At 60.3% G+C, this 13,418-nt stretch carries 11 protein-coding genes; all 11 read left to right on the top strand.

Features of this window, described 5'->3' with window-relative positions:
- Positions 1 to 146: 146 nt before the first annotated feature.
- The 11 genes from V9T28_RS08260 (at position 147) to V9T28_RS08310 (ending at position 13,230) form a co-directional block, all read left to right on the top strand.
- Positions 147 to 2,444 carry a sensor histidine kinase NtrY-like gene (locus V9T28_RS08260; RefSeq protein ID WP_116398525.1) on the top strand — a complete coding sequence of 766 codons (2,298 nt, stop codon included), beginning with the start codon at positions 147 to 149 and terminating at the stop codon, positions 2,442 to 2,444.
- On the top strand, positions 2,434 to 3,801 hold the full coding sequence (gene ntrX, locus V9T28_RS08265; protein WP_116398526.1) for a nitrogen assimilation response regulator NtrX: 1,368 nt from the start codon (positions 2,434 to 2,436) through the stop codon (positions 3,799 to 3,801). Before V9T28_RS08260 ends, ntrX begins: the two co-directional genes overlap by 11 nt.
- Positions 3,801 to 4,658 carry a D-amino-acid transaminase gene (locus V9T28_RS08270; RefSeq protein ID WP_116398527.1) on the top strand — a complete coding sequence of 286 codons (858 nt, stop codon included), beginning with the start codon at positions 3,801 to 3,803 and terminating at the stop codon, positions 4,656 to 4,658. Before ntrX ends, V9T28_RS08270 begins: the two co-directional genes overlap by 1 nt.
- Before the next feature lie 98 nt (positions 4,659 to 4,756).
- A complete protein-coding gene (gene hfq, locus V9T28_RS08275; protein WP_116398528.1) occupies positions 4,757 to 5,005 on the top strand; it encodes an RNA chaperone Hfq in 249 nt (82 codons plus the stop codon).
- 24 nt (positions 5,006 to 5,029) lie between these two features.
- Positions 5,030 to 6,424 carry a GTPase HflX gene (gene hflX / locus V9T28_RS08280; protein WP_445242157.1) on the top strand — a complete coding sequence of 465 codons (1,395 nt, stop codon included), beginning with the start codon at positions 5,030 to 5,032 and terminating at the stop codon, positions 6,422 to 6,424.
- 57 nt (positions 6,425 to 6,481) lie between these two features.
- Positions 6,482 to 7,114 (top strand): 7-carboxy-7-deazaguanine synthase, encoded by a 633-nt coding sequence (gene queE, locus V9T28_RS08285; RefSeq protein ID WP_116398530.1) that lies wholly within the window; start codon positions 6,482 to 6,484, stop codon positions 7,112 to 7,114.
- A complete protein-coding gene (queD, locus tag V9T28_RS08290) occupies positions 7,111 to 7,467 on the top strand; it encodes a 6-carboxytetrahydropterin synthase QueD (RefSeq protein WP_116398531.1) in 357 nt (118 codons plus the stop codon). The genes queE and queD overlap by 4 nt, the downstream gene beginning before the upstream one ends.
- Before the next feature lie 409 nt (positions 7,468 to 7,876).
- Positions 7,877 to 9,469: a peptide ABC transporter substrate-binding protein gene (locus V9T28_RS08295; protein ID WP_116398532.1), complete on the top strand. Its 1,593-nt coding sequence runs from the start codon at positions 7,877 to 7,879 to the stop codon at positions 9,467 to 9,469.
- A 72-nt stretch (positions 9,470 to 9,541) separates the two neighbouring features.
- Positions 9,542 to 10,465: an oligopeptide ABC transporter permease OppB gene (oppB, locus tag V9T28_RS08300; protein WP_116398533.1), complete on the top strand. Its 924-nt coding sequence runs from the start codon at positions 9,542 to 9,544 to the stop codon at positions 10,463 to 10,465.
- The gene (locus V9T28_RS08305) at positions 10,458 to 11,585 is read left to right on the top strand and encodes an ABC transporter permease subunit (RefSeq protein ID WP_116398534.1); all 1,128 of its coding nucleotides are present in this window, start codon (positions 10,458 to 10,460) and stop codon (positions 11,583 to 11,585) included. The genes oppB and V9T28_RS08305 overlap by 8 nt, the downstream gene beginning before the upstream one ends.
- A gap of 1 nt (position 11,586) precedes the next feature.
- Positions 11,587 to 13,230, top strand: a complete 1,644-nt coding sequence (locus V9T28_RS08310; RefSeq protein WP_116398535.1) for an ABC transporter ATP-binding protein — start codon at positions 11,587 to 11,589, stop codon at positions 13,228 to 13,230.
- The last annotated feature ends 188 nt before the right edge of the window (positions 13,231 to 13,418 follow it).

Consider the following 13,418-nt stretch of genomic DNA (forward strand, 5'->3'; position numbering starts at 1 on the left):
ATCGTCGAAGCGCTGCGGCAGGCGCGCCGTGAAAATGTCGCAATCCTGCAACACCGTTGTATTATTGCAACGAGGGGTTGATTCCTCGGCTCGCAGATATGGCAAGGTGGCGAGCCCCGTTTGGGGCGGCTGGGGAAAAGGGGTTGATGAAACACGCGGATTATGGACAAGAAAGCGGACCGCGCACGTTTCGTTTCGGGCTCCTCGCGCTGATTTTTGCGGTTGTCTGCGCTGCGGCCACTTTGGTGATCGTGGCCGGCTTCACGCGCATCACGCCGGCGACGGAAGTCAATTTCGGCGTTACGATCCTTCCGATCTCTTATCTTCTGCTTGCCGCCAACGGCCTCACGATCCTTGTGATGCTCGGTCTGTTGGCGGTCGAAGTGACGCGGCTGATCCGGGCGCGGCGCGCGCAGGCCGCCGCAGCGCGGCTGCACATCCGGATCGTCGCGATTTTTGCCCTTATTGCAGCGATCCCGGCCTTGGTCATGACGGTGTTCGGCGCGATCATTCTTGATCGCGGGTTGAACGCGCCGTTCATGCAAAGCATGAGCGGCTTCGTGCAAAGCTCGGTGGACGCGGCAAAAACATTCGAGGAGATGCAGTGCCGCTCGCTCATTCACGAGGCCGATTTGACCGCCGGCGACTTGAGCCGCGGCCGGATCCTCGCCAGAAACGACAATTTGGTTTGGTTCAAAGATTATTTCACGCAGCGTATCCAATATATCGGTTTTGCCACGGCAGCGATTATGAGTGCGGATGGTAAGATCGAAGAGCAGGTCGGTAGCGATCCGAAGCTTGGCCCTATCAAGCCGAATCCGAACGATCTCGCCGATGCACGCAATCACGAACCGATATGCATTGTCTTGAACGATGGCGAGGCCCTGGCGACGCTGCGCCAGATCAGTGCGGATGATGACACGTTCCTTTATGCCGCCGTTCCCGTCGACCCGTCTTTGGTGCAATTCTCGCAAGTCTCGGCGATCCAGGCCGCGTATTCGGCCCAATTCGACGAAACGCGGAAGACCATCATCAAGTTCTTCGCCTTCATCTTCGCGCTGTTCGCGCTGATCCTGTTGTTGTCCGCCATGTGGCTCGGCCTGTCCTTCGCCACCCGATTGGTCACGCCCATCCGGCGGCTCATTCATGCGGCCGATCAGGTCTCGGAAGGCAATCTTTATGTGCAGGTGCCGATCCGCAAGTCCGAGGGCGATCTGGCCCATCTCGGGCAGACCTTCAACAAAATGACCTCCGAGTTGCGGCGCCAGCACAATGGCCTCGTTTCGGCCAACCGGCTCATCGACGAGCGGCGCCTGTTTACCGAAGCGGTGCTGGCGGGTGTGCCGGCGGCCGTGGTCGGCCTGAATCAAGACGGGGTCATCACGGCCTACAATCCCTCCGCCGAAAAACTGATCAGTCAGGGGCAGGACCTGGGCGTTGCCAGCATTCTTGGAACACAGATCGCGGATTGTCTGCCGGAACTCGCGCCCAAGATCCAGGAAGCGCTGGCCGCGCGTCAGCGCCTGTATCAGGGGCAGCTCACGCTGCAGCGCCAGGGGCGCGAGCGCATCTACAACGTGCGCGTGGCGGCTACCCAGAACGCCAATAACGATCGCTCGCTCGTCGTGACGATGGACGATATGACCGAACTCGTCACGGCCCAGCGGACCTCTGCCTGGGCCGACGTTGCCCGTCGCATCGCCCATGAAATCAAGAATCCGCTGACCCCTATCGCTCTTTCGGCCGAGCGGCTGCGCCGCAAGTACGGCCGCGTGATTGTCGAGGACAAAGCGATTTTCGACCAATGTGTCGAGACGATTGTACGCCAGGTGGACGACATCAAGCGCATGGTCGACGAATTTTCGTCCTTCGCGCGTATGCCGCGCGCCCGGCCCGAACAGGACGATCTCGTGCAATGTGTGCGGCAGGTCTTGTTCGAGCGCCGGCTCGCCCATGGCGCCGTGACCTTCACCGACACGCTGCCGGATCAGCCGTTGACCGCGCGTTTCGACCGGCGGCTGTTGACCCAGGCGCTGACCAATATCGTCAAGAATGCGGCCGAGGGCATCGTGTCGGCCGAGGCGGTCAATCCGTCGCGCCCGCCGGGCCATGTTTGGGTCAAGCTGCATGTTAGTGACGAGGGCATGGTGCAGATCGATGTGATCGACAATGGCGTCGGATTCCCGAAGGAAAACCGCCAGCGTTTGCTCGAGCCGTACATGACGACGCGAACGGAGGGGACGGGGCTTGGGCTGCCGATCGTCGCCAAGATTCTCGAAGATCACGGGGGCGGGATCGAATTGCTCGATGCGCCGCCCGATCTTGCACCGGGAGGCGGGGCCTGCGTCCGTCTGTTTTTTCCGGCGCAGCTTGCCGGCGGCGCTGACAACCCGCCGCCTTCCTCCAACCCGCTCAAGAATGCGATGATCGACCATGGCAAATGATATTTTAATTGTTGATGACGAGGACGACATTCGCGACATCGTGTCCGGTATTTTGTCGGACGAGGGGCACGCAACGCGGGTGGCCCGCAATTCCGACGAAGCGCTCGCGGCAATTGAGGCGCGACGGCCGCATCTGCTGTTCCTCGATATTTGGATGCAGGGCTCGAAGCTGGATGGCTTGCAATTGCTCGAGATCATTGCAGCGCAGCATCCGAATTTGCCGGTCGTGATGATTTCGGGGCACGGCAACATCGAAACGGCAGTTTCGGCCATCAAGCTCGGCGCCTACGACTTCATCGAAAAGCCGTTCAAAGCCGATCGGTTGGTGCTGGTGGCGGAGCGCGCTCTCGAGACTTCGCGCCTGAAACGCGAAGTCACCGAATTGCGCACCCGCACCGGCGCCGTGAACAAGATCGTTGGCAAGTCAACTGCGGTCAATCAGCTGCGGCAGATCATCGAGCGCGTGGCGCCGGCGAATTCCCGCATCCTGATCGCCGGCGCCTCGGGCGTCGGCAAGGAACTTGCCGCCCGCACTATCCATGATGCGTCCGCGCGCGCCAATGCACCGTTCATCGCCATTAACGCGTCGACGATTGCGCCCGACACGATGGAGCAGGAGTTGTTCGGCATCGAGGGGGGCGACGGCCGGATGCGCAAGGTCGGCGCTTTGGAAGAGGCGCATGGCGGCACGCTCTATCTCGACGAAGTCGCCGACATGCCGAAGGAAACGCAGGGCAAGATCCTGCGCGTTCTGGTCGATCAGAATTTCCAGCGCGTGGGCGGTGCGACCCGCGTGCATGTCGATGTGCGGATCATCTCGTCCTCAAGCCGCGATCTTGCCGAAATGATCACCGAAGGCACGTTCCGCGAGGACCTGTTCCATCGGCTGTCGGTGGTGCCGATCCGCGTGCCCTCGCTGGCGGAGCGGCGCGAGGACGTGCCGGTGCTGATCGACTTTTTCATGGAGCAATTTGCCCTGACCTCCGGCATGGCGCGGCGGGTGATCGCCGAGGACGCGATGGCGGTGCTGCAATCCCATGACTGGCCGGGCAATATCCGGCAATTGCGTAACAATGTGGAGCGGCTGCTGATCCTGGCGACGGGCGATCCAACGGTTGAGATCACTGCCGAAATGCTCCCGGCCGAAATTGGTGCCCTGGTGCCGAACACGCCGACGGGGGCGGGCGGCGAGAAGCTGATGAGCCTGCCCTTGCGCGAAGCGCGGGAAGTCTTCGAGCGTGAATATCTCATCGCGCAAATCAACCGTTTCAGCGGCAATATTTCGCGCACGGCCGAATTCATCGGCATGGAGCGCTCGGCCCTGCATCGGAAACTGAAATCTTTGGGTGTGGACTAATGAGCCGTATTGCCTATGTGAATGGACGTTATTTGCCGCATGCCAGCGCCGGCGTGCATATCGAGGACCGTGGCTACCAGTTCGCTGATGGGGTGTATGAAGTGTGTGAGGTGCGCGACGGCAAGCTCGTCGATGCGACCCGCCACCTGGCGCGGCTTGAGCGCTCCTTGAACGAATTGCGCATCGCCAAGCCGTTGAGCGACGCGGCGTTGAAAGTGGTGTTGCGCGAAGTGGTCGCGCGCAATCGGGTGGAACACGGGCTTGTTTACATGCAAGTGACGCGTGGCGTCGCGCCACGCGACCATGCTTTTCCGGCAAAGCCGATCCGTCCGGCCTTGGTCGTCACCGCCAAGAGTTCGCACGTGCAAAAGGCTGAATCCAATGCGGAAAAAGGCGTCGCCGTGGTCACTGTTCCGGAAACCCGCTGGGCGCGGCCGGATATCAAGACGGTCGGCCTGCTCGCCAATGTCCTGGCCCGGCAGGCGGCGCGCGATCAGGGCGCCTATGAAGCCTGGTTCGTCGATGCTGAGGGTTACGTGACCGAGGGCGCTTCCACAAATGCCTGGATTGTCACCGGCGATGGCCATTTCGTCACCCGCCATGCCGACAATGCCATTTTGAAGGGCATTACCCGCACGACTCTGATCGATCTTTTGAAGCGGGAGGGCCTGAAACTGATCGAGCGGCCGTTCACGCCCGACGAGGCGAAGACCGCGCGCGAGGCCTTCATCACCTCGGCGACGTCGATCGTGTTGCCCGTGGTTTCGGTCGATGGCGTGCCGATCGGCAACGGTCATCCCGGGTCGCTGGCAACGAAACTGCGCGCAACCTTTCACGAGATCGCCGAAATCTCCTGAAATAAGCGGTAAATTCGTTGGCGGGGCCGCAAATGTTTTATATAGTCCTGCTTTCGATAGGCTGACTCTAATATACCTGAAATATACGGAAACTGGTGATGGCTGCTGAAAAAGCGCAAAATCTTCAAGATGCTTTCCTCAATTACGTGCGGAAAGAGAAAATCATACTCACGATTTTTCTCGTCAACGGCGTGAAATTGCAGGGGGTTGTAACATGGTTTGATAATTTCTGCGTCCTGCTCCGGCGCGACGGGCATTCGCAGCTTGTTTATAAACATGCCATTTCCACCATCATGCCCGGTCAGCCGATCCGGCTGTTCGAGTCGGATGACGGCGACGCCGGCTGAGCGGTGGCCATTTGAGGAAATAGATTGAGCGATATGATACCTCAAAGCGGCGCTGGCTGGACTCCTCTGGCCGATGCTGAGGGGCTTGTCGCGCAGCACACCCGGGCGCTTGTCGTCGGACCTTATCTCGACGAGCGCAAGCGCAGAGTGGGAAACGGACAACCACCGGCCGCCGGCCGGTCGCCGGAAGCGCGGCTCGACGAGGCAGTGGGCCTGGCGGCCGCGATCGACCTCAATGTCGTTGGCGCGAATCTCGCCATGCTCGCTGAACTGCGTCCCGCCACCTACCTCGGCAAAGGCAAGGTCGATGAGGTCGCGTCTCGCGTTAAGGACGAGGATGTCGGTCTGGTGATGATGGACTGCGGTCTGTCCCCGGTGCAGCAGCGCAATCTGGAAAAGGCCTTCGGCGCCAAGGTGATCGACCGGACGGGTCTCATTCTCGAGATCTTCGGCCGCCGGGCGCGCACGCGTGAGGGCGCGCTCCAGGTCGAGCTTGCGCATCTTACCTATCAAAAATCGCGACTGGTGCGGTCTTGGACCCACTTGGAACGTCAGCGCGGCGGTTTCGGCTTCCTCGGCGGTCCGGGTGAAACCCAGATCGAGACCGACCGGCGGCTCATTCAAGAGCGCATGGTCCGCATCGAGCGCGAATTGGAGCAGGTGAAGAAAACCCGCGGCCTGCACCGTAAGTCGCGCAAGGATGTGCCTTATCCGATCGTGGCGTTGGTCGGCTACACCAATGCCGGGAAATCAACCCTGTTCAACCGCCTGACCAAGGCCGAGGTCCTGGCGCAGGACATGCTGTTTGCGACCCTTGATCCGACCTTGCGGGCGCTGCAATTGCCGCACGGCGGCAAGGTGATCCTGTCCGACACGGTGGGTTTCATTTCCGATCTGCCGACAATGCTCGTGTCCGCCTTCCGCGCGACGCTGGAGGAGGTGATTGCGGCCGATGTCATTCTGCATGTGCGCGACATTGCGCATGAGGATGCCGAGGCGCAGGGGGCCGATGTCGAGGCGATCCTCACCAGCCTTGGGGTCGATCCGCACGACAATCGCCGGTTGATCGAAGTGTGGAACAAGCTCGATCTGTTGGAGCCCGAACCGCGCCAGGCTCTGCTCAACACCGCGCAGCGCCGCCCGGCGGGCAGCCGTCCGGTGGCGGTTTCGGCCCTGACCGGCGAGGGCACGGATGCGCTGTTGGCCGCGATCGAGGATCGCCTTGCGATCGGCCGCGTCGTGCTCGACCTGATCCTTGCGCCGACGGACGGCGCAGGTCTGCACTGGCTGTATGAGAACGGCGAGATCATGGCACGCCGGACCGGCGAGGATGGCGCCATCAATTTAACGATTCGCATTGCGCCGGAGCGGCTCGACCACGTAAAAGGTCGCTTTCCCGGGGCCGAAGTGCACGCTTGACGCGCCTCGCCCGTCCTCCAATTACTCCGGCAGATAGATGCAGGTGCAAGACACGCCATGAGCTATGCGGTAAAAGAAATATTCCTGACCTTGCAGGGCGAGGGCGCCCATGTCGGGCGCCCGGCGGTGTTCTGCCGCTTTGCCGGCTGCAACCTGTGGTCCGGCCGCGAGGAGGACCGCGCCAGCGCCCAATGCACGTTCTGCGACACGGATTTCGTCGGCATGGATGGCACCAAAGGTGCGCGCTACGCTGATGCCGAGGCCTTGGCCGCCGCTATCGCCGAGGAATGGACGGCAGGGCGCGCCGAGAGGTTTTGCGTGCTGACCGGTGGCGAACCTTTGTTGCAGGTGGATGCCGCTTTGATCGACGCACTGCACCGCAAGGGCTTTGAAATCGCTGTTGAAACGAACGGTACAGTCGAGCCGCCGCGCGGCCTCGACTGGCTCTGTGTCAGCCCGAAAGCCGCCGATCCGCTGAAGATCCGCAGCGGCCACGAATTGAAACTCGTCTATCCGCAACCGGAGGCCATGCCCGAACGGTTCGAGGATCTGGCGTTCCAACGTTTCTCGCTGCAGCCGATGGATGGCCCCGATGTCGAAGAGAACACGGCCAAAGCCATCGCCTATTGCCTTGCCCATCCGCAATGGCGGCTCAGCGTCCAGACCCATAAGAGGATCGGAATCCGATGAAGATCACGCAAGGCTTCACTTTCGAGGCGGCGCATCAGTTGCCGAAAGTGCCCCAGACCCACCGCTGTTACCGCATGCACGGCCATTCCTACCGCGTCGAGGTGTGCCTCGAGGGGCCGGTCGATCCGGAAACCGGTTTCGTCGTCGATTTCTTTGAGGTCGAGGCGGCCTTCGATCCGCTCCTGCGGCGGCTTGATCATTATTGCCTGAATGACATCGCGGGCTTGGAAAATCCCACCGCCGAGAATATTGCCGTGTGGATTTGGGAGAGGACCAAGCCGTTGCTGCCGTTGCTGCAGAAAATCACGGTCTATGAGACGCCGCATAGCTGGGCGGAATATCAGGGCGTGTGACGAAATTTGCTGGGAAGCGGTTGCGCTTGCGGCCGCCGACGCACAGACTGGCGACTGTTTCCGGCACGTGAATTGCCTCAAGCGGCGTACCACCACGATCGTAACGGCACGCTCCGTTGCCGGAGACGGTCATCGTATCGTTATCCACTGCAAAAATTTTAGAATCCGTACTGAAGCGAAAGTGATTATATTTGGAAAGGAGAGCGAATACATCCTTTTCGAAATGAAAAGCCCAAGCCGCCGATCGTAACGTGTGCCCGCCCGTTTTTTGCTTTCGGGCGTGTTGCCGAGGGCATGGGCGTTACTGCGGAAGTGTCGGAGATTTGCATCATAAACACGATATGATAGCGATAGTTTGCTTGTGTACTTTTTTGAAATGCTTGTGATCCAATCGGGAAGGGAGATCGACATGCGTGCTTTCAGGAGCCAACTCCGCGCCGTTTTGCTGGCGTCGACCGTATGGGGCGCCTTGGCGCTGCCTGCCGCGGCAGAGACCGTGCTTTATAAAGGGAATGGCGGAGAGCCCCAAACGCTCGATCCTGCGCATACGTCGATCAATGTCGAGCGCTTCGTTCTTGCCGATCTCGACGAAGGCCTGACCGTCTACGATGCTTACGGCAAGGTCATCCCGGGAGCTGCCGAAAGCTGGACCATCTCGCCGGACGCCACGGTCTATACGTTCAAGATCCGCGACAATGCCAAATGGTCGAACGGCGAGCCGGTGACGGCTGAGGATTTCGCGTTCACGCTGGGCCGCGTCGTCGATCCCAAAGAGGCGTCGGGCTACGCCAATATCCTTTATCCGATCAAGAATGCCGAAGCGATCAACACCGGCAAGCTTCCCCTCGACCAGCTTGGCGTGAAGGCGATCGACGCAAAGACGCTTCAGATCACGCTTGAGCGGCCGACACCTTATCTTCTCGAATTGCTCACCCACAATGCCGTGCTGCCCGTCAACAAGAAGTTGGTCGAACAGTACAAGACCGATTTCGTCAAACCCGGAACATTGGTGTCGAACGGCGCCTATATGTTGACCGAGAACGTCGCCAACGATCACATCACCATGGTCAAGAACCCCAATTATTGGGATGCCGCCAATGTGAAGATCGATAAGGTCGTCTCCTATCCGACAGAAGACAATGCCGCGCAGGTGCGCCGCTTCATGGCGGGCGAATTCGATGTGAACTACAATTTCCAGGCCGATCAGCTCAAATTCCTGCGCGAAAAGCTTGGTGATCAGGTACATGTCTCGCAGTCGCTCTCGACTTATTACTACGTCTTTGACGTCCGCAAGCCGCCCTTCGACGACGTGCGCGTGCGTGAGGCACTGTCGATGGCAGTCGATCGCGACTTCCTGTCGGAGAAGATCTACAACGGCGCGCAATTGCCGACTTACAGCATCGTGCCCGAAGGCATTCACGGTTACACGCCGGCCAAGTTCGACTACGCGGACATGTCGCAACTCGACCGCGAGGATAAGGCTGTCGAGCTCTTGAAGGAGGCGGGCTATGGCAAGGGCGGCAAACCGCTGAAGATCGAGATTCGCTACAACACGAATGAAAACCACAAGAAGGTGGCGACAGCCATTGCCGACATGTGGAAAGCCGTGGGCGCCGACGTCTCCATCCTCAATTCCGACGTCAAGACCCATTATGCTTATATCCAGGATGGCGGATCATATGATGCTGCGCGCGTCGGCTGGGTGGCCGACTATGCCGATCCTGAGAATTTCCTCTTCCTGCTCGCCAGCAACACCAAGAGTCTCAACTGGTCGCATTATTCCAACCCCGCGTATGATGACTTGATGGCGAAATCCTATGCCGAGCGCGATCCGGAAAAGCGCATGCAGATTCTGCACGACGCGGAAGCTCTCGGACTGAAGGACGGGGCCATGGCGCCGCTGATGACCTTCGCCGATTTCTGGCTGGTCTCGAACAAGATCAAGGGCTGGCATGACAATGCGGTCAACAGCCATCTCACACGCTTCCTCAGCAAGGAATAACGAGAATCGGAGCGGGGGCGCGCAGCTCGCAAGAGCTTCCGCGAACCCGCTCACTCCTTGGGGGATCGTTCCATGTTTCGCTTTGTCCTGCGCCGGTTCTTGAGCGCGGTACCGACGCTCTTCGTCGTCATCACCGTCTCGTTCTTCCTGATGCGCTTCGCGCCTGGCGGGCCCTTCAACATGGAGCGGCCGCTGCCGCCGCAAATTATGGAAAACATGCAGCGCGCCTATCATCTCGATGATCCGCTCTGGCTGCAATATCTGCATTATATCAGTAATGTGGTGCAGGGCGATTTTGGCCCGAGCTACATCTACCGCGACTTCACGATCATCCAGTTGATGAAACAGAGTTTGCCCTATTCGCTGACATTGGGCTCGCTTGCTTTGTCGATCGCGGTCTTCGGCGGACTCGCGCTCGGCACGATCGCGGCGTTGCGCCAGAATTCGCTGATCGATGTTGCGGTGATGAGCCTTGCCAATATCGGCATCACCATTCCGAATTTCGTTGTGGGTCCGGTGCTGGCGCTGATTTTCGCGGTCATCCTTGGGTGGCTGCCGGCCGGCGGCTGGGGGGATGGGTCGCCGCGTTTCCTCGTCATGCCGATGATTGCGCTCGCCTTGCCTGAAATGGCCGTGTTCGCCAGGCTCATGCGCGGCTCCATGCTCGAGGCGCTGCGCGCCGATCATATGCGGACGGCGCGGGCCTATGGTCTACCGGGAAGAGTGCTTGTCTTCACCCATGCGATGCGGGCGGGTTTGTTGCCCTGTGTTACCTATCTCGCGCCGGCCGCGGCGCAATTGCTGACCGGCTCGGTCGTTGTCGAAACCATCTTCGGCATTCCGGGTGTCGGACGTTATTTCGTCCAGAGCGCGCTTGACCGCGATTACACGTTGGTGATGGCCACGGTGGTCCTGGTGTCGGTCTTCATCGTCGTCTTCAACTTGATCGTCGATCTTGTCTACGCGCTGCTCGATCCGAGGGTGCGCTATGACTGATGCAACCTTCACGCCCCAAGGGGAAATCGGCAAGAGCCGCAGCCTGCTGCAACTCGCGATGCTGCGCCTACGGCGCAATGTCGCGGCGATGGTAAGTATCGTGGTTTTTGCCGCGATCGCGTTGTTTTGTATTTTCGGGCCGCTGATCGCGCCACACGGCTACGATCAAGTCTTCCAATCCTATGTCAACGTACCGCCGAGCCTGTCGCCTTATCCGGAGGACGATACGCTCAAGGGTGCCATGGCGACTGTTGCCGAACAGGCAAGAGTCAGACTCGATTCCTTTGAAATATCGAGCCAGGATTTCACGGCGACCCTTTCCGCCGACAAAAAAATCGATCCACGCGTCACCCGCTATATTGATCGCATCAACGAGTTCGAGGACGCCAAAGTGGCGGAGACGCGGAATGACGGCCAGGTCGTGGTGGTGAGGGGCCACGTCAACCGGCAATATTTTCTGCTCGGCACGGACGCGAACGGCCGCGACATGCTCACCCGCATCATGGTCGGCGGCCAGGTCTCTCTTCTCGTCGGCCTGCTCGCCAGTCTCGTGAGCCTTGTGATCGGCGTGACCTATGGCGCCATCTCGGGCTTCGCCGGCGGGCGCACCGACAATGTCATGATGCGTATCGTCGAAATCCTCTATTCCTTGCCTTTCACCTTCCTCGTTATTTTGCTCGTCGTGTTCTTCGGGCGGAATTTCGTGCTGATCTTTGTGGCGATCGGCGCGATCGAGTGGCTCGACATGGCGCGTATCGTGCGTGGCCAGACTCTGTCGCTCAAGCGCCGTGAATTCGTGGCCGCGGCCCAGGCCATGGGCCTCGGGGATTGGGGTGTGATCCGCCAGCATATCATCCCCAATACGATCGGGCCGGTGGTGATTTTCCTGACCGTGCGTGTGCCGCGCGTTATTCTGCTCGAGAGCTTTCTTTCGTTCCTTGGCCTTGGCGTGCAGGAACCTTTGACAAGTTGGGGAGCGTTGATTGCGGTTGGCGCCGGCTCGATGCAGGCGTCGCCCTGGCTGCTGATCTATCCGGCCATTCTCTTTGTCGTCACGCTGTTCTGCCTCAATTTCATCGGCGACGGTCTGCGTGACGCCCTCGATCCGAAGGACCGCTAACATGACGCAGCATCCGACGGAAAACGCTGTTCTGGATATTTCTGGCTTGGAGGTCAGCTTCGCAACGCCCGATGGCGAGGTGAAGGCCGTCAAAGGCGTCGACATCAATGTCAAGCGAGGCGAGTGCGTTGCCATTGTCGGCGAGTCGGGTTCGGGCAAGAGCCAGACCATGATGGCGTTGATGGGGCTGCTTGCAAGCAACGGCCGCGTGAAGGGATCGGCTCGCTATCGCGGCCGCGAACTCATCGGTCTGCCGGCCCGCGAGCTGAACCAGATACGCGGCGCCAAAATGACGATGATCTTCCAGGAGCCGATGACATCGCTCGATCCGCTCTATCGTATCGGGCGTCAGATCGCGGAGCCGATCGTTCATCATCAAGGCATCTCCTATTCCGCCGCGCGCAAGAAAGTGGTGGAATTGCTCAAGTGGGTGGGGATTCCGCACCCGGAGCGGCGGATCGACGCTTATCCGCACGAAATGTCGGGCGGCCAGCGCCAGCGCGTCATGATCGCCATGGCGCTGGCGAACGACCCCGACGTGCTGATCGCGGACGAGCCGACGACGGCGCTCGACGTGACGGTGCAGGCGCAGATCCTCGCGCTTCTCAACGATTTGCGCGAGCGGATCGGCATGGCGACGGTTTTCATCAGCCACGACCTCAACGTGGTGCGTCGTTTTGCCGATCGCGTCTACGTCATGCGCCGTGGCGAGGTGGTGGAGACGGGCACGACGCACGAGGTTTTTACCAATCCGCGTCACCCCTATACGCAGATGCTGTTGTCGGCCGAGCCGTCCGGCCGCAAGGCGCCGCCGCGACCCGACGCGCCGATGCTGCTGGAAGGACGCAACGTGCGCGTGACTTACCATATCAGCGGCAGCCTGTTCAGTGGTCACAAGGCGATGGATTTGCACGCAGTGGACGACATCTCCCTGCGTGTGCGCCAAGGGCAGACCATCGGCATTGTCGGTGAGTCCGGCTCCGGCAAATCCACGTTGGGACGCGCCTTGCTGCGGCTCGTCGCAAGCCGGGGGCAGGTGCTGTTCGACGGCAAGGATATCTCCACCGCGGGTAAGACCCAAATGCGGCCGTTGCGCCGCGCTTTGCAGCTGGTGTTTCAGGATCCTTACGGTTCGCTTTCGCCGCGCATGACGGTCGGCGCGATCATCACCGAAGGGTTGAAGCTGCATGAGCCCGGCCTGTCGTCCGCCGAGCGCGATAAGCGCGCGGCCAGCGCCTTGCGCGAGGTCGGGCTCGATCCGGCGATGCGCAATCGCTTCCCACATGAATTTTCCGGCGGGCAACGCCAGCGTATCGCGATTGCCCGTACCATGATCCTGAAGCCGAAGTTGGTAGTGCTCGACGAGCCGACATCGGCACTCGATCGCTCCGTGCAAAGCGAAATCGTCGCGCTGTTGCGGCGGCTCCAGGCCGAGCACGAACTCACCTATCTCTTCATCAGCCACGACCTCGCCGTCGTTCGTGCGATGGCGGACGAGATTCTGGTGATGAAGGAGGGCAAGGCGGTGGAATATGGTCCCGCGGCGCAGATCTTCGAGGCGCCGAGGCAGGATTATACGCGCAAACTGATTGCGGCAGCCTTTCTGTCGAGCGCGGGCGAAGGGCATCCGGCCGTCGCGCCATGAGGCTCTGAAGGGCGGGCGGTCGCACGCCCTTCATCCGGCGCGCAAGATTAATTTCGGTGCCAAAATTTAATATTGCGTTTCCGGAATGTCCGGCTAACATTGGCATCGGGTAACATGCTAGGGCGCCTTCCGCGGCCTGAGTTACCCCGCTGCCGGGAGAGGGCGGCGGATAAAATAAAGCGGCTTTC

Origin of the sequence: Methylovirgula sp. 4M-Z18, from assembly GCF_037890675.1 — a bacterium.
GTDB lineage: Bacteria > Pseudomonadota > Alphaproteobacteria > Rhizobiales > Beijerinckiaceae > 4M-Z18.

What these genes read in the sequence shown, in the direction of transcription:
- V9T28_RS08260 (WP_116398525.1), top strand. Translation starts at nt 147, where the DNA reads ATGAAACACGCGGATTATGGACAAGAAAGCGGACCGCGCACGTTTCGT.
- ntrX (WP_116398526.1), top strand. Translation starts at nt 2,434, where the DNA reads ATGGCAAATGATATTTTAATTGTTGATGACGAGGACGACATTCGCGAC.
- V9T28_RS08270 (WP_116398527.1), top strand. Translation starts at nt 3,801, where the DNA reads ATGAGCCGTATTGCCTATGTGAATGGACGTTATTTGCCGCATGCCAGC.
- hfq (WP_116398528.1), top strand. Translation starts at nt 4,757, where the DNA reads ATGGCTGCTGAAAAAGCGCAAAATCTTCAAGATGCTTTCCTCAATTAC.
- queE (WP_116398530.1), top strand. Translation starts at nt 6,482, where the DNA reads ATGAGCTATGCGGTAAAAGAAATATTCCTGACCTTGCAGGGCGAGGGC.
- queD (WP_116398531.1), top strand. Translation starts at nt 7,111, where the DNA reads ATGAAGATCACGCAAGGCTTCACTTTCGAGGCGGCGCATCAGTTGCCG.
- V9T28_RS08295 (WP_116398532.1), top strand. Translation starts at nt 7,877, where the DNA reads ATGCGTGCTTTCAGGAGCCAACTCCGCGCCGTTTTGCTGGCGTCGACC.
- oppB (WP_116398533.1), top strand. Translation starts at nt 9,542, where the DNA reads ATGTTTCGCTTTGTCCTGCGCCGGTTCTTGAGCGCGGTACCGACGCTC.
- V9T28_RS08305 (WP_116398534.1), top strand. Translation starts at nt 10,458, where the DNA reads ATGACTGATGCAACCTTCACGCCCCAAGGGGAAATCGGCAAGAGCCGC.
- V9T28_RS08310 (WP_116398535.1), top strand. Translation starts at nt 11,587, where the DNA reads ATGACGCAGCATCCGACGGAAAACGCTGTTCTGGATATTTCTGGCTTG.